The sequence below is a fragment of the Leptolyngbya sp. CCY15150 genome, from assembly GCF_016888135.1.
GTDB lineage: Bacteria > Cyanobacteriota > Cyanobacteriia > RECH01 > RECH01 > RECH01.
The window spans coordinates 1-15,561 of the sequence record NZ_JACSWB010000117.1; the positions used below are offsets into that span (position 1 = coordinate 1).

Sequence of the window (15,561 nt, forward strand, 5' to 3'; positions counted from 1 at the left end):
GCGCTCTTGGTCTTCAGGTGTCATAGCGAGTGATCCCTAGGGCTACCCTTCTATTCTCCCCCTTGGCACTGTTTTTGCAAAAGTGGGATGCTCCCCTATACAACTTTGCGATTGATCAGGTAATTTGGTTGAATATTCTTGAGTTTGACGAATCAGTATACGCAGTTCGGGAAACATCAGATGCAGAACAAAAAAGACGATTACTTCTTGAAAATGATCCTTATGGATACTGGATATGGTGGTTGCGCTTTTCAACAGGATTTGAAGCACTAATAAAAGCTGTTTTTCTAAGTAATGAAATTTCACTTATCAGTAAAAATGATCACCTAAAAAAAGGAGTCACAGGCTCTGAGAAATTACCAACACCTGAAGCAGCGAAAGTATATGGATTCATTAAAGGAACGAGAGTATCGGTATCAACTAATGTATGGTTCCAACAGGAATTAACTCGACTCAATATCAATCACCCTTACGAAATCAATACTGGAACGCTTGGCAAATATAAGAACAATCTTGAAAGACTAGAGGCAAAGTCGAAGATTAGTAGAGTGGAGCGCATTTTTCTTAAGGATGCTATCACAGTGTTATCAGACATTCGTCGTAATGTGGATGCTCATGTGTATTTAAAGTCGCAAATAGGAGGTAGTATCAATGGTGATTTATCTCAGTTGTATATTCCGTCTGCTAACATTTTGCTACTTGCATACCAGAGATAATTTACTTGCTAACAATCCGCTTGCACACCGACCGCATTAAGGCTATTGATGAGGCGCAACAGTTACTGGCGGCAGGTGAAGCAGAACGTTATGGAACAGCAAGGGTTGGTTGATACTGTGCCCAGCGATCGCCACCAAATAGGCCTCTGCACCCTTCTGAAACTACACAGTTAGCCAAGTCTACCAATTAACTCTGCCTACCTCGCCGATAGGACACCGCATACCTCGGCACCTCAAATTGAGGTAGACACCGATCATCAGCCACCGGAGCCGACGCCGTCAGTTGCAGTGGAATTTCCCCCGCCCACACCGGCAGTGCGTAATCCTCCGGCGCGTCAATCGGTGGCCCCGTGCGTACCTTAGCCGAGGCTTCAGCGATCGCCAGCGCCAGCACCAGCGTGCCAGCTAATTCCTGGGGGTTGGGGGGGCGTACCTCCGCCCAGCGATCGCACACCACATGGTCGGTAAACGCCTTGAGCGCCGTCAGCTTTTCGGTCGGGTCATCCACCCGAGTTGCAGTGCCAAACAGCACCACCGAGCGGTAGTTCATCGAGTGGTGAAAGGCCGATCGCGCTAGCACCAACCCATCCAGCAGCGTCACTGTCAGGCACACCTCCACTCCTTGATCTAGAGTACGCAGCATCCGGCTAGCGGGGGAACCGTGGATATAGAGTTTGTCCTCCAAGCGGCCATAGGCGGTGGGAATCACAAAGGGTTGCCCTTCGACAACAAAGCCCAGATGACAGATCAGCCCTTCATCGAGAATGTCGTAGATCTGTTGAGGATCGTAGCTGGCCCGTTGAGGGACGCGTTTGACTTGGGTGCGAGGGGTAGAGGACTGAGCCATGGGTGAGAGTTCCTAATGAGAGAGAGGGATATTAAAGCGTGGCAGGGAGATGGGCGATTAGGGCTTGGGCAGTGGAGTAGGTTTGCAAGGCAGTGATGATGTTGGGATGCGGCTCGACATAGAGGTTGGGATAGTCCACTTCGCCGCAGCGGGGGCGGATGGGGAAGGCGAGCTGTTCGCGATGCCAGCAAAATTCTGCTTGCACCCCTGGTTTATTGCCTCGGGCATCTAATCGCACCCAGCGGCGTAGCTCTACCAGATAAACTGCATTCAGGCCGTGCAAGGTAAATCGGTCGGGCTGGGCATCGTCGAATACCAGGCGCTGGTAGCAAAAGCCGGTGGGAATGCCGCAACTGCGCAGCAGCGCCGCCAGCAGGTGGGCCTTGGCAAAGCAGAAGCCGTGGCCCTGGTGCAGCACTTCGGATGCGGTGCAGGTGACGCGCGGATCGCCAATGTCGCAGGTGTGGGAAATGCGATCGCGCACCCACTCGTACAACACCCTGATTTGGTCTGGAACGGAGGAAATGCCCTGGGTTAAAGATTTCCCTAACGTCGAAATGCTCGAATGTTGCCAGTCAATCACCGCTGAGGGGGCAAGGTAGTCTGCTAAATGGTTGGATTCTGAAATCAGGGAAAGCGTCATGGTAGTTGGGTTGAATTTGGAGCTGTAAGCTGTTTGGGTGGAACATGTCAGACAAATAAATCGCTTGCTTGATCAGTCTTTCATTCATCCTTCTGCCTTCTACTATCTGTCTTTTCCTGTAGATCGAGTTCCATCAAATTGCTGTCGCTGAAGCCTAGTCGCTGATAGAGTGGGCGGGCCTTGGGGGCAGCGTTTAGCACCACTTTGGTGCAGCCAATGCCCTGTAAATGCTCCACCACAAGCTGGATCAGCCGGGTGGCGATGCCCCGATGGCGATAGTCAGGCTCCACATAGACGCCCCAGATATAGCCGTATTGGCGATCGCTGGGGAAGATAATCCAGGGATACAGCCCGGCGAACCGCTGCCCTCCCGCAGAGCCGACAATAGCCTCTTCTACTTCAGCCACAAAGGCCCGGTAGTGCAGGTGATGAAGGAGCGATCGCAAACGGCATTGCAGTCTTGACCACCATCATGGCGTCAGGTTTACCGCCCCATAGCCCCACGGCTAGAGAGCTTGCCAATAGCACCTGATGGCAGAGGCCGCCATCACTGTTGGGTCTGCGATAGTAAGCAGTTTCAATTCTGGAAACAGCAGGGGCAAACAACTTGCTACTCAGCATAATAGACGTTAACCGCCAGCGTCAGGAATCATCCTTGTCGTCGGTGAGGTACCGTAATAGCCTTATTTTCCGTCGTTCCAGGGCAATTGCCATCGGTCAGGGAAGACAGGCTACCCCTATCCTCGGTTTTGGCAGGGTTGCTTGTATCAAGTGACGGCAAATTCCGCCAATGCCTTTTTTTCCCCACCATTATGAAATTCTCTCCACGACTCCCGATTGTGGCCGGTATGGTTCTGTTCTGTATGGTGTTGCCCGCCTGCACTGGGGCACCGCCGCCGGCTCCTATAGCAGAAGCGCCCGCTGCGGTTGATGGTGCGATCACAGGCTGGGCCGACCTCTTGGGGCCAACCTCGGCTCCCGAAAACTGGCAGGTAGAACCCTGCGAAAATCCGGTACTGCTCTGCGTCACTGCCAACGGCGAGATTCTCGGCACTGTCGAGCGCTTTAGCCATCCCCTCAGCGCGGCGGATTTGCCAGGGGGAGTGCCCCCCACATCAGCGGCCCAGCGGCAGTTTCTCGAAATCTGGGTGGCGGATCACTACGCAGCGATGGAAAGCGATCGCGCCGGGGCTGATCCCAACCTTCAGTTCTCGGCAGAATCGCCAGAACCCGCTAGGGTCGGCAGTTTGCCAGGTCTGCGCTACGGCTACACCATCACCCATCCCAACGGCAAGGTGTTTGATCGCACCGTGGGCTACGTGGCCACCGATGGCGATCGGGTCTATGTCTTCGTCACTGGTGTCATCAGCGGCGACCCCAGCGGGTCTTTCTCGGACGCAAATGACTTAGCCACCTTTGAACCTCACCTGGCCACTATCATGGAGGAACTGCGGCTATGAATCGACAATCTACGATCGCCTCCCCAGTGAGCATCCCTCGTTTTCTCGTCTTCTGGGTGGGCGCAAATTTCCTCGGCGGCTTTGTCGTCGGCCTGCTGGAAAACAACGGCCTGCAATTTATGGCCACCCTAGTGCTGACAGGGGCCATTGTGGGTACGGCCCAGTGGCTGGTGCTGAAATCTCAGGGTGGCTTTCGGTGGTGGCCCGTTGCTAGTGCCCTGGGCTGGATAGTGAGCACCCTGGGTGTGATAGCGCTGAGCGGAGTCTACCAGTCGGTGGCAGTCCTACTGTGGCAGACCTTTGGACTATGGGAGGTCTTCTGGCTCAACTTGGTGCGGGAACCCCTAGTCGTGATGGGCATGGCCCTGGCCCAGGGATGGATTTTGCAACAACACGGTCGATTCCAAACTGGGCAGGTTGTGCCAACGCCCTGGAGCTGGCTGCTGGTGAGTCTGCTGGGCGGGGCATTGCAGGGGGCGGGGAGTGCGGCCCTGTGCGCCCTGCTGTGTCAAAGCTTGCCCAGCCTGCTGGTGGGGCTGGTGAATGGTTTGGGCTGGGCCGCCTACGGCCTGACCACAGGAATTTGGTTGATCCGGCAGCAGGCCGGAATTGAGGAGTCTCTATGAAAGCATTGAATAGGAAAGCGTTGAACGTGATGACTGTCGGCTTGGCTTTGGGTGTGGCCCTGGCCCATCGTCTGACCGTAAGCGTTGTCCAAGCAGACCCGACGGTACAGCAGACCAACTGGGCCTAGGCGCAACCGGTGGCTGTGAGTGCACTGCGATCGCACCTAGCCGCCCAAAACCGGCAGTCTACTGATGCCGAAACCCGCCGCATCCTTGCACAGCCGAATAGGCAAAACGTGCGACTAGAGTTTGCGTGATTCACCCCAGAAGCCATTGAGCGACTCACCAAATCTGCGATCGCCCTAGTCTTGGCCGGAATTCAAGCACCAACCTCAGGAATATCTGCTCAGCCAGTTGAGTAGGAGAGTTCCCTGATTAGAGGTTCATCCTCTGGCTTAGCAACACCCTCTTGCTCCTTATTCTCAGTTCTGATGCCGAATCAGTAACACCTCAATCAACTGCTGGGCTGTTTTCAGCCGTTGCGGATCCTCTGACTGAGCTACCCAGGCCGCCAATTCATTCAATGACCCATTCACCAAATGGGCAAAGCCTTCCGCATCAACCACCTTAAGATCTCCCGCCGCTACCGCAATCTGAATCGACTCCTGCAGCAAGCCAAACCCACCCTGATCAATTTCCACCAGGGTGTCTGCCGCCAAAACAGCGGGTGCTTCAATAAACACCAGCCGTCGCAACTCCTCCTGCTGAGCAACTTCTAGAAATGCCTGACAGCCAACCACGAGCTGCTCCCAGTTGGTGTCCAGCGGCTCGACGCGGGTGCGGATGTGGGCCGTGATTTCGCCATAGGCTTCGATCACCACGGCCTTGAATACCCCCAGCTTGTCGCCAAACTGGTGATACAGCGCCCCCCGGGTAATCCCCAATTCCCTGATCATTTCCTCGGTGCCGGTGGCGGCATAGCCCTGGGTGGCAAACAGATGCCGTGCCCGATCTAGAATGACGCGGCGGGTACGGCGGGTTTGCTCGGCTTTGGTCAACTTGGGAGACATGGCGATCGCACTCATACATTCAGACAGTATGCATCTTGACAGAGCGAAGAGGAAGGCTCTATTTTGAGATACATACAGATTGTATCTTTTATGGGGATCACCTCAAAGGGGAGTTATGTCGATACTGCTCACAACTCGAAAGGCTACAAGCGCTGATATTCCCTTCCTCACCCAAATTGAATACGAGGCTTCACTGCCACCCCTCGACCATTGTTTTTGGGAAGACCTGCTAGAGGGCACGGACACCCCAGCCCTAGCATTTATTGAGGCAGAGTTGCGAACTGATGCCTCGAACTGGGGCAATGTGCATGACTTTATCGTTCTGGAGGAGCAGGGTAAACCTGTGGCGGCGGCGGCGGGGTATGTCCCTAACCCTGAGGATTACTGCCCGCTGCGGCTGTCTCAGTTGGAGGCGATCGCCCAAGCTCTGCATTGGTCAAGCGCTACGACATCCCTGTTTCGCGATCGCTACTTAGGGCTATTTGGAGGGGACTTGACACCCTTTTTCCTCACGCCTCAAGCGCCTTGGATTATCGAGAATGTAGCCGTTCTGCCCGCAGCTCGGGGGCGGGGTTTAGGGAAAACCTTGCTCCAAGCAGTGCTGGAGGAGGGGCGAGCCCAGGGACATTCTCATGCCGGCATCATGGTGATCAACGGCAATGATCGCGCCCGTCACGCCTACGAAGCGGTTGGGTTCAAGCCTTACCAAACCTTCTATGCCGATTATTTCTCGGAGCAGTTCAACATCGAGTTTCCAGGGGTGACTAAGTTTGGGCTGAAGTTAAGCATGTCAAGGGAGTAAGCATGAGAGGTCAACACTGGTACATTGCTTTGCTGATCGGACTCATGTGCATCATTCGGTTTAGCCTCAGCGCTTTCGGCTATGCTAATCCACCTTGGTTCATGGAGGAAGTTGGCATTTCGCTGTCTGCTAACCCCCAAATGCCCTATGCAATTCGAGCTTGGGCCATCAGAGATATGGTGCTCTCTCTGTTGGTTATCGTAGCCGATAAAACAGCGATCAAGCTCCTGCTGGCTGGCTGTATTGTCATTGATTTTACAGATATTATTTCTGCTTACCTAAGTGGTGTAGCAGGATTGTTTGGCGTAGAGGATGGTTGGTTACTGAAACTAACGTCAACGGCGATCGCCGCCTTGCTCCTAGAACTGTCCGCCTTGATAGTGCTTGCTATTCCAAGAACAACCTCAACTCAACAGGAGAATGCTGATGACGTTTGAAAATGTTTTAGTTGCCGGTGCCAGTCGCGGCATTGGGTTGGCTGTAGCCGAGCATTTGCAAGCAAGGTGCGATGGCCCCTTAGGGTCGGTTTGTGACCATCGCCTCCTTACCGTATCCCGCACTCCGGCCCCCGTAGGTGACTGGATTCAGGCTGACTTGTCTGAGCTAGCCGGAATCACAACCGTGGACGAGGCCATTGGTGATGCCCCCCTTGATGCGCTCCTCTACATGGGCGGCACCTGGGAAACCCACGCCTTTACTTCCCAGTACCGCTTTGAAGACTGCTCCGATGACGACATTACCCGCGTGATTGCAGTGAATTTAGTGGCCCCGATCCGGCTGGTGAAGGCGCTGTTGCCTGCCCTGCGGCGATCGCCCAATCCCAAAATCATCGTCATGGGCGCTCTCTCGGGCCGAGATAACTTTTCGGGGCGAGAAGTAGCCAACAGCGCCTCTAATATCAAGTCGGGTTGAATGCACATGATGAAGCGACATGAGTGCCCCTTTCATACCCTGGCCACCAATGGTAAAACGTGAGATCTCGAATCAGGTCTTGCTGCTGCAACAATCGCTGACAGCGTTGGTAAACCAGGTCTTCAGCCGACTCTATCGACTCAAACACTTGATTGGCTAACACCTCATTAACCAGGGGCCACAGCCGTTCGGCCGGTTGTAACTCGGGTGAGTAATATCATGGTTATTCATTCCGACTTGATATCAGACCCATATGATGAGCGCCTTGAGTGATAGCCATGGTAGTAATTCCTGTCAATAAATGAATGAATGGTTCGTAGAGAGATTAGAGGGTTTCTACCGTTCAGTCTGCAACCGCGAGAAAGACTGGGATAGCGCCTCTGGAGTGAGGGCAAGTTCGCTGGCGATCGCCGCTGAACCCAACACGAGCCAGTATCAATTCAGGAAGGTCACCCCCAAAAACAGGGCGATGTCCTCCAAAAATCGTCTGAAAAGCACTGTTATTACGCAGCATTGCTGACCATAGGAACCCGTCGAGTCCCTTCACTGCGGCGAATATCACGCCAAATTTGGGTGGCGGCCAACGCCCCATCTGAAGCCGCAACGATGACTTGATTCATGCCCACTTTCAGATCACCCACGGCAAAAATTCGAGGGTGAGACGTGCGATTCATCGTGTCGGTCACCACGTTGCCGCCTTGGTAGTCGAGGTCAATGCCGTTGAGATAATCGGCATGATATTTCGACCCCATTGAGATCAGTCCGGCATCCAGTTCCACGACAGAACCGTCTGCCAACTCTACCCCAGACATCTGATGGTTTTCGCCAAGGAACTGGTGAATCGGCTGCTCATTCAAGGTGTAGCCCTTTTGAGTCAGGCGATCGCGCAACTCTGGGCCAACTTCAAACGCGCCGTTGGTGAATACCGTGATATGCGGGGTAAACCAGCCCAACGAAAACGCCACGTCTAGACTCGATTCATTGCTGCCAAAAACTCCCGCCCGCTGATCGCGCATCTCGTAGCCGTCGCAGATCAGACATACATGTAAGTTGTAGCCCGCATAGTCAAACACATTTTTCATGTTTGAGAGCTGCGGCAGGTGATCGATGATGCCGCTAGCCGCAATCAGATAACGACTGCGAAACACTTCGTAGGTCGGGTTTTGACGACCTACGCGCACCCGCACCGCAAAGGTTTCGCCTTCGTCAATCACCTCTTCCACATAAGCATGGAGATAGTCGCCATCGAGGGACAGGTAGTGATCTTTGCCTTGCTTCAGAACCTCTCGACCCGGCGTATCGGAGGGCAACCCGAGATAATTGTGCAACTCTTGCATCCAAAACGAACGGGCTTTGCCTTTATCGATCATCAGCGTGGATAAAAGATAGCGCTGGAGATAAATGCCAGCCGAAAGTCCGGCTGCACCGCCCCCAACGACCAAGACATCGTAAACGTGATCGGTGCGTTGACTGAGAGCTTGTTTTGTTAACTGCATAGAAACCTCCCAAGGAATGAACGCTTAATGCTGTTTTGTACCGATCGTTCGGTATATTTAGACTGTACCGAACGATCGGTATAATGTCAACAGTCACATTCAAAAAGGTTTGAAATGTCCAAGGAAGCTTTCATTCCCTGTTTGTTTGGGGTATTTCGGCAATATGGTTATGACGGTGCAACCCTGTCCAAAATCTCTGAGGCGACCGGGCTAGGCAAAGCCAGCCTGTATCACCATTTCCCTGGCGGCAAAGATGCCATGGTGAAATCGGTGTTGAATTATGCGGATGACTGGGTTGAAGAAAATGTGTTGCAGCCCCTTGCCAGTGAAGGCAGTGAGTTCGAGCGGTTGCAGACAATGTGCGATCGCATCAATGATCTTTATGGCGAAGGAACCCAACCTTGCTTACTGGCTATTTTGCAGGTTGGCACCGGGCGAGAAGCGTTTCACCCTCACATCAAAGCAGCGTTAGACAAATGGATTGGGGCGATCGCCACTGTCTTAGTCGAATCGGGTATGGATGAAACCCTCGCTCGGCAACGCGGCGAACATGCCATCATCCTGATTCAGGGATCGCTGATGGCCGCTCAAGGACTCGACGATCCTTCTCTGTTTCAGCGGGTTATTAAGGCGTTGCCCCAGCAGTTAACGAGTGAGTGTCCTTAAATCTGGTCAGGGCAAAATCACTTTCTCTGCTGCTTGTGCCTGAATTCGTAGGCTGCGCGGCTGCGTCGATTTTTGCCGATTGGCAGGCATTCTGCACGTTATCGTTGCCAACAGCATCACAACGTTTTTCTAAAACCCAAAAAGAAGCTGGCGTGTTACATTACACTACAAGCATCTTTATTGGTTGTTATCCCCCGACAGTGTGATGAATTTCCCACCCTGGTAACTTTCTAAACTCCAAACGCAGCAATTCTCTGCCTTACAGATCTCTTTAAGAGGGGTAAGGCAGAGCTTTTGTTCGTGGATTCCTCCTCCCTGACCCGTGCCATGACCAGATTTGCGCAGGCCAGATGTTTTGAAGAGCAGGAGAATTCCACGATGCGATTGATGAATAAGACGAAAACCGTCAGAACAATGATGAGGATGACCCTCATTTTTCTGGCCATTGAGCTACTCGATGAATTGGTTTGCGGGGTGATGGTGGGGGCTTGGCCCCTGATTAGTCAAGATTTACGCCTTTCTTACGTGCAGGTGGGGCTGGTGCTGACCCTTCCCAATCTCATCGCTAACCTGATCGAACCTATTGTCGGGATTTGGGGTGATGTGGGACAGCGACGACCCTTGATTTTGGCTGGAGGCATCGGGTTTGTGATCGCCCTCCTTCTCATCACCGTGAGTCAAGATTTTCCCTTATTTCTGGCGGGATTCATCATCCTAGCTCCGGCTTCGGGGAGCTTTGTCAATTTGTGCCAAGCGACGTTGATGGATCTTGACCCAACTCGCCACGAGCAAAACATGGCTCGCTGGGTCTTGGCTGGCTCGCTGGGTAATGTCATTGGCCCCGTGATGTTGGCTGGGGCGATCGCCATTCATCAAAGTTGGCGCGGCGCATTTTTCGTGATCGCGGTGCTGACCGGATTATTGTTAGTGAAGCTGTGGAACTACCCGATGACGGTTGCCACGGTTTCTCATGATGAGCCATCAACCCCTTGTTTCAACGATGGGTTTCGCAATGCAATTCAGGCATTAAAGCGATCGTCTGTCGTTCGTTGGCTGATCTTGCTGCAATGTTCCGATCTGATGCTAGACGTGTTGGCGGGGTTTGTGGCGCTTTATTTTGTCAATGTTGTGGGGGCTAGCACGGCTGATGTGAGTGTGGCGATCGCCGCTTGGTTAGGCTTTGGGTTACTCGGAGATTTTCTCTTGGTTCCTTTGCTAGAGAGAGTTCGAGGATTATCGTATCTGCGAGTGAGCGTCAGCCTGGTCTTATGTCTGTATCCTGCTTTTTTGCTGGTTCCTGATCCGACGGTGAAGTTTGCCCTGCTTGGCTGTTTGGGTTTCCTCAATGCCGGATGGTTCTCCATTTTGCAGGGGAAACTGTACACGGCAATGCCTGCTCAAAGCGGCACCGTCATGACTCTCAACAACCTATTTGGGTTAGTCGGAAGTTTAGCGCCGTTAGGGTTGGGTTTTGTGGCTCAGCAAATCGGTCTAGAAAGTGCGATGTGGATTTTGATGGTTTCCCCAATTGCGCTATTGATTGGCCTATTTTGGTAGCGATTTTGGTAAGCGGCGATCGCCTCTCTCAATTGCCCTTGAGTGAGAAGGGCGATCGCCCATTGTTGTTGGATTTGGGGCTGGGATTTGCTACACCTGTTAGGAAACCAGTCGCAAGGAGCGGACGGCATGGCAGAAGTACAAATTGCGATCGCGGGTGCGGGCGCGGAAGCGGCGGCGGCGGAACTGTTCAGCATGGAAGGGATTGAGGGAAGCTATCAGGTTGATGAGTCGGTGAGTAAAGATGGCGGGACGCTGGCGGTGGTCGGGACGGTGGTTGCCATTACGGTGGGGGCGATGACGATTGGGGAGAAGCTGCACAGGTGGCACCAGAGCTATCGCACGAAGGATAGTCAAGCGCGGATCGAGAAGGTGCTGATTGTGACGAAGACTAGCCGTTTACTGTTGGAAGATGCCACGATTGAAGACATTAGCAATGCCCTAAAGCCTTTTGCCAAATGATTGCCGATGCTGTACCAGTTCTGCATATCGATCTGCGATCGACTGGCGATGCCCATGTGACGTTGCGGTATGGCTGGGAGAATCTGAATCGGCATGAGCCGCGATCGCTGCCGCTGGCTGAAATTGAGGATTTGATCGCGGTGATGGAGCGGGATTATTACCCGACGGTGTTGCAGGAGGACTATGCAACCACGGGGCAGCGGCTGTATCGATGGCTGGATGGGAGCGATCGCTGGCTGGAGCGGACGCTGCGGCAACGGCGTGACCCATTGGTGGCGTTGGCGATCGCGGTGACGGGACGGCTGGCCCATTTGCCGTGGGAGGTGTTGCATGATGGTCATGATTTTTTGGTGGCGAAGAAGCGCCCGACGGTGGTGCCGCTGCGGTGGTGGACTGACCCGGATGATCCGGTGCCGCTGCGGCCGGATGATACGCCCGTGCCGAATCGGGCGCTGAATGTGTTGTTTATGGCGACGGCACCGGAGGGGGTGCAGCCGGAGCTTAATTTTGAGCAGGAGGAAGCCCGCATTCTGAGCGCGACGGCAAAGCAGCCGTTGTTTTTGCAGGTGGAGGAGAGTGGCTGTCTGACGGAACTTAAGGATCTGTATGAGAGCTATCCGCAAGACACCTTTGATGTGGTGCATGTGACGGGGCACGCGGGCCACAGGGATGCCAGTCCTGTCTTTTTGACGGAGACGGATGTGGGCGATCGCCTAGATGCCACAGCAGAAGACATTGCCGATGTGTTTGGCTATCGCTTTCCTCGGCTGCTGTTTCTGTCGGGCTGTCGGACGGGGCAGCGGATGGGGCGGGGCGATGTGCCGTCGTTGGCGGAGGGGTTGATTGCAGCGGGGGCGGATGCGGTATTGGGCTGGGGTCGTCCGGTGTTGGATACCGACGGCACGGCGGCGGCAGCGGCACTGTACCAGGCGTTGGCTTCGGCGAAGTCGCTGCCGGCGGCGATGGCGTTGACGGTGCAGCAGTTGCTCAAGGATCAGGCACGGGACTGGCATCTGCTGCGGCTGTATGTGGCGAATACGCTGCCGGCGGCGCTGGTGACGCCGCTGCGCACGCGGGGACGGCACCCAGCCCCTAAGCCGTCGGTGTCCAGCACCTTTTTAGACATGGAGGGGCGGGTGAAGGTGGCGACGCGGGAGAGCTTTGTGGGGCGGCGGCGACCGTTGCAGCGTTGCTTGCGAGTCTTGCGTGATCCCAGTGCCGAAGAACTGGGGGTGGTGATTACGGGGATGGGCGGCTATGGCAAGAGCAGTTTGGCGGCGCGGATATGTGACCGATTGCCGGATATGGATCGGCGGGTGTGGGTGGGGGCGGTGGATGAACCGGCGCTGACGAGCAAGCTGGCGGCCTGGCTGGATGACCCAACGCTGCGGCAGATGGTGACCGATGACCAAGAGGAGTTGACGTATCGGCTGCGGCGGGTCTTTCGGGCATTGGAGGAGCAGCCCAACCCACCGAAGCCGCTGCTGTTGGTGTTGGATGATTTTGAGCAAAACCTAGAGGCGGACTGCACGACGCTGAAGCCTGGGGTGGCGGCCTGGCTGGGGGCGTTGATGGATGCCATCACCGACTGCCATGCCCCCCATCGGCTGTTGATCACCTGCCGCTATGAGTTTCAGTTTTCGCGCTGGCATCAATGGTTTCATCAGCCCATTGCCAAGTTCAACGACGGCGACTGGCAGAAGAAATGTAGTCAGCTTGTGGCATTTGGTCAGAACAGTCCGGTGCCAGCGGCGCAGCAAGCGCGGGCCTTGCGGTTGGCGGATGGGAATCCTCGATTGGTGGAATGGCTGGATAAGGTGTTGACCGGGGCGGATGGGCGCAGCACCGCGACTGGGGTGGATGTGGATGCGGTGCTGACCCGGCTGGAAGCCGAGGACAATCAGGAGCTGCGGGAACAGGTGTTGGCGGCGGCGCTGCTGGCCCAGATGGATGATACGATGCGGAACCTGTTACAGCGGGGGCGGGTGTTTGAGTTGCCGGTTCCCCTAGAGGCGCTGCGGGACGTCTGCGACGACATTAGCGGGTTGGATGGTTTGATTGGCAGGGCGCTGGCGCTGGGACTGCTGGAAACAGACAGCCCCGACCCCGACCCGACCCAGCCGGATTTGCCCGTGCGGGTGCCGAGGGTGTTGCCGTTGGCGGTTGCAACGGATGAAGCGCTGGCGGCCAAGGCCGCAGGGGTGCTGTATCGGCTGTGGTGGGAAGAGGCAGAGCGATCGACCGAAGCGCAGAAGCTAGAGATTCATCGTTTGGCATTGGCTGGAAAGGTTGGGGAGGTTGCCGCAACCATTGTGAGCCACCTCGCTGGACATTGGCGGAATAAGAGTCGCTATCGGGAGGCAGTAGCTCTCTGCAAATCAACGATTCCTGTCATTGAAGACTACAGGTTCCTCAAAGACCTCGCCTTTTCTGAGCAACGCTTGGGAAACGTTGAAGCAGCAGTACGACACTATGAAAAAGCACTTCAGCTTTGTCCAGCAGAGGACGAGGCAGAACTGGCGTCTATCAATCATCACTATGCCATGCTCAAAGCCAACCAGGGGGATGTATCGGGGGCGATCGCCCTCTTCCAGCAGTCCTTAGTCATTACAGAGCAGATCGGGGATGCGCTGGGGAAAGCCGCCACGCTGCACGAAATGGGCAGGCTCAAAGCCAATCAGGGGGATGTTTCGGGGGCGATCGCCCTCTACGAGCAGTCCTTAGACATCAAAGAGCGGATCGGCAATGTGCAGGGGAAAGCCGCCACGCTGCACGAAATGGGCAGGCTCAAAGCCAACCAGGGGGATGTATCGGGGGCGATCGCCCTCTACGAGCAGTCCTTAGACATCAAAGAGCAGATCGGGGATGCGCAGGGGAAAGCCGCCACGCTGCACGAAATGGGCAGGCTCAAAGCCAATCAGGGGGATGTTTCGGGGGCGATCGCCCTCTTCCAGCAGTCCTTAGCCATCAAAGAGCAGATCGGCAATGCGCAGGGGAAAGCCGCCACGCTGCACGAAATGGGCAGGCTCAAAGCCAACCAGGGGGATGTATCGGGGGCGATCGCTCTCTTCCAGCAGTCCTTAGTCATCGAAGAGCAGATCGGCAATGCGCAGGGGAAAGCGATGACGCTGCAATGGCTGGGCTGGTTAGCAGCGAGTGCCCAGCAAGACTATGAGACAGGGATTCGCTGTTTGCAGGAGTCTGCTGAAATTTTGGAGCGGATTGGCTCACCTGAAGCCGCTAATTCCCGACGGTTGATGGAGCGGATTCAGCAGATGGCGGAGGGGGAATAGGATGCTTTGGATAAGGGGGACGTCCAAACCAGAGTTTTATAGGCGCGATCGCGATCGCTTCAATCAAGAGCGATCGCTCGCAAAATCCATGACTACATCGAGAGCGATCGCCCGCAAAACCCATCACCTCATCAAGAGCGATCGCCCACAAAACCAGTCACCTCATCAAGAGCGATCGCCCGCAAAACCAGTCACCCCATCCAGAGCGATCGCCCACAAAACCCATCACTCCATCAAGAGCGATCGCCCACAAAAGCAACCACTCCATCAAGAGCGATCGCCCGCAAAACTAATCACCCCATCAAGAGCGATCGCCCGCAAAACCCATTACCCCATCAAGAGCGATCGCCCGCAAAACCTATCACCTCATCAAGAGCGATCGCCTACAAAACCCATCACTCTATCAAGAGCGATCGCCCGCAAAACCCTTCACCTCATCAAGAGCGATCGCCCGCAAAAGCAATCACTACATCAAAAGCGATCGCCCGCACAACCCAGCACCCCATCAAGAGCGATCGCCCACACAACCCTTCACCCCATCAAGAGCGATCGCCCACAAAACCCAGCACCTCATCAAGAGCGATCGCCCGCAAAATTAATCACCTCATCAAGAGCGATCGCCATGACCTAAGAACAACGCTCTATCCCTGCCAAGTTACCGCTCCAATGCTTGATACCGCTCAGCAAAGCGCGTCCTTAACAGGTCATGCACAAACCGATAGCGACCGCCGACCCGCTGGATGAAGCGATGGTTTTCAGCATGTTCTAGAAAACATGCATAGTTCCAAGGAGCGACACCTGCACGATGGAGAACAAAGCGGAGACTAACGTGCTGTATGACCGCATCTAGCCCGACACTCAGCCCGACACTCAGCCCGAAAATCAGCCCGAAAATCAGCCCGACACTCAGCCCGAAACTCAGCCCGAAAATTAGTCCAGAACGAAGAGAAAGCCATATTCCTTGATTGGGCACTTTTTTGTCTTCAATCAACATTTCTGAACCACTCAGCCCGAAAATCAGCCCGAAAATCAGCCCGACACTCAGCCCGAAAATCAGCCCGAAAATCAGCC

General features: G+C 54.8%; 18 protein-coding genes and 1 pseudogene. 12 read left to right on the plus strand and 7 right to left on the minus strand.

Annotated features, from left to right (window positions below):
* Nucleotides 1-62 precede the first annotated feature (62 nt).
* Nucleotides 63-716, plus strand: coding sequence for a hypothetical protein (locus JUJ53_RS01945; protein ID WP_204150303.1), 654 nt, complete (start codon nt 63-65; stop codon nt 714-716).
* 187 nt (nt 717-903) lie between these two features.
* On the opposite strand, the gene JUJ53_RS01950 is transcribed toward JUJ53_RS01945, so the two are convergent.
* From JUJ53_RS01950 to JUJ53_RS01965, 4 genes are all read right to left on the minus strand, one after another.
* Nucleotides 904-1,563 (minus strand): pyridoxamine 5'-phosphate oxidase family protein, encoded by a 660-nt coding sequence (locus JUJ53_RS01950; RefSeq protein ID WP_204150304.1) that lies wholly within the window; start codon nt 1,561-1,563, stop codon nt 904-906.
* Nucleotides 1,564-1,594: 31 nt separating this feature from the next.
* The gene (locus JUJ53_RS01955) at nt 1,595-2,206 is read right to left on the minus strand and encodes a transglutaminase-like domain-containing protein (RefSeq protein ID WP_204150305.1); all 612 of its coding nucleotides are present in this window, start codon (nt 2,204-2,206) and stop codon (nt 1,595-1,597) included.
* A gap of 80 nt (nt 2,207-2,286) precedes the next feature.
* Nucleotides 2,287-2,613: a GNAT family N-acetyltransferase gene (locus JUJ53_RS01960; RefSeq protein ID WP_343327873.1), complete on the minus strand. Its 327-nt coding sequence runs from the start codon at nt 2,611-2,613 to the stop codon at nt 2,287-2,289.
* Nucleotides 2,606-2,827, minus strand: coding sequence for a hypothetical protein (locus JUJ53_RS01965; RefSeq protein WP_204150306.1), 222 nt, complete (start codon nt 2,825-2,827; stop codon nt 2,606-2,608). The genes JUJ53_RS01960 and JUJ53_RS01965 overlap by 8 nt, the downstream gene beginning before the upstream one ends.
* Before the next feature lie 191 nt (nt 2,828-3,018).
* On the opposite strand from JUJ53_RS01965, the gene JUJ53_RS01970 reads away from it, so the two are divergent.
* The 3 genes from JUJ53_RS01970 to JUJ53_RS24985 are packed head-to-tail and all read left to right on the plus strand — an operon-like array spanning nt 3,019 to nt 4,420.
* Nucleotides 3,019-3,666 (plus strand): hypothetical protein, encoded by a 648-nt coding sequence (locus JUJ53_RS01970; RefSeq protein WP_204150307.1) that lies wholly within the window; start codon nt 3,019-3,021, stop codon nt 3,664-3,666.
* A complete protein-coding gene (locus JUJ53_RS01975; RefSeq protein ID WP_204150308.1) occupies nt 3,663-4,292 on the plus strand; it encodes a hypothetical protein in 630 nt (209 codons plus the stop codon). The genes JUJ53_RS01970 and JUJ53_RS01975 overlap by 4 nt, the downstream gene beginning before the upstream one ends.
* Nucleotides 4,289-4,420 (plus strand): hypothetical protein, encoded by a 132-nt coding sequence (locus JUJ53_RS24985; RefSeq protein WP_275415715.1) that lies wholly within the window; start codon nt 4,289-4,291, stop codon nt 4,418-4,420. The genes JUJ53_RS01975 and JUJ53_RS24985 overlap by 4 nt, the downstream gene beginning before the upstream one ends.
* A gap of 294 nt (nt 4,421-4,714) precedes the next feature.
* Here the strand turns inward: JUJ53_RS24985 and JUJ53_RS01980 are convergent, their stop codons facing one another.
* Complete coding sequence (locus JUJ53_RS01980; protein WP_204150309.1) at nt 4,715-5,302, minus strand: TetR/AcrR family transcriptional regulator; 588 nt, start codon at nt 5,300-5,302, stop codon at nt 4,715-4,717.
* 115 nt (nt 5,303-5,417) lie between these two features.
* Between JUJ53_RS01980 and JUJ53_RS01985 the strand changes: the two genes are divergently transcribed.
* The 3 genes from JUJ53_RS01985 to JUJ53_RS01995 are packed head-to-tail and all read left to right on the plus strand — an operon-like array spanning nt 5,418 to nt 7,016.
* Nucleotides 5,418-6,104, plus strand: a complete 687-nt coding sequence (locus JUJ53_RS01985) for a GNAT family N-acetyltransferase (protein ID WP_204150310.1) — start codon at nt 5,418-5,420, stop codon at nt 6,102-6,104.
* Nucleotides 6,105-6,106: 2 nt separating this feature from the next.
* Nucleotides 6,107-6,541, plus strand: a complete 435-nt coding sequence (locus tag JUJ53_RS01990) for a hypothetical protein (RefSeq protein WP_204150311.1) — start codon at nt 6,107-6,109, stop codon at nt 6,539-6,541.
* Complete coding sequence (locus JUJ53_RS01995; RefSeq protein WP_239124699.1) at nt 6,531-7,016, plus strand: SDR family NAD(P)-dependent oxidoreductase; 486 nt, start codon at nt 6,531-6,533, stop codon at nt 7,014-7,016. The genes JUJ53_RS01990 and JUJ53_RS01995 overlap by 11 nt, the downstream gene beginning before the upstream one ends.
* 503 nt (nt 7,017-7,519) lie before the next feature.
* On the opposite strand, the gene JUJ53_RS02000 is transcribed toward JUJ53_RS01995, so the two are convergent.
* Entirely contained in the window at nt 7,520-8,512 is a 993-nt protein-coding gene (locus tag JUJ53_RS02000) for an NAD(P)/FAD-dependent oxidoreductase (RefSeq protein ID WP_204150312.1), read from the minus strand.
* 114 nt (nt 8,513-8,626) lie between these two features.
* On the opposite strand from JUJ53_RS02000, the gene JUJ53_RS02005 reads away from it, so the two are divergent.
* The 5 genes from JUJ53_RS02005 (at nt 8,627) to JUJ53_RS02025 (ending at nt 15,121) form a co-directional block, all read left to right on the plus strand.
* Nucleotides 8,627-9,178, plus strand: a complete 552-nt coding sequence (locus JUJ53_RS02005) for a TetR/AcrR family transcriptional regulator (protein WP_204150313.1) — start codon at nt 8,627-8,629, stop codon at nt 9,176-9,178.
* A gap of 423 nt (nt 9,179-9,601) precedes the next feature.
* Nucleotides 9,602-10,735, plus strand: a complete 1,134-nt coding sequence (locus JUJ53_RS02010) for an MFS transporter (protein WP_239124700.1) — start codon at nt 9,602-9,604, stop codon at nt 10,733-10,735.
* 129 nt (nt 10,736-10,864) lie between these two features.
* Complete coding sequence (locus JUJ53_RS02015) at nt 10,865-11,197, plus strand: hypothetical protein (protein WP_204150314.1); 333 nt, start codon at nt 10,865-10,867, stop codon at nt 11,195-11,197.
* Entirely contained in the window at nt 11,194-14,490 is a 3,297-nt protein-coding gene (locus tag JUJ53_RS02020; protein WP_204150315.1) for a tetratricopeptide repeat protein, read from the plus strand. The genes JUJ53_RS02015 and JUJ53_RS02020 overlap by 4 nt, the downstream gene beginning before the upstream one ends.
* 1 nt (nt 14,491) lies before the next feature.
* Nucleotides 14,492-15,121, plus strand: coding sequence for a hypothetical protein (locus JUJ53_RS02025; RefSeq protein WP_204150316.1), 630 nt, complete (start codon nt 14,492-14,494; stop codon nt 15,119-15,121).
* Nucleotides 15,122-15,145: 24 nt separating this feature from the next.
* Here the strand turns inward: JUJ53_RS02025 and JUJ53_RS02030 are convergent.
* Nucleotides 15,146-15,561, minus strand: a pseudogene (locus JUJ53_RS02030) (hypothetical protein); the annotation flags it as partial.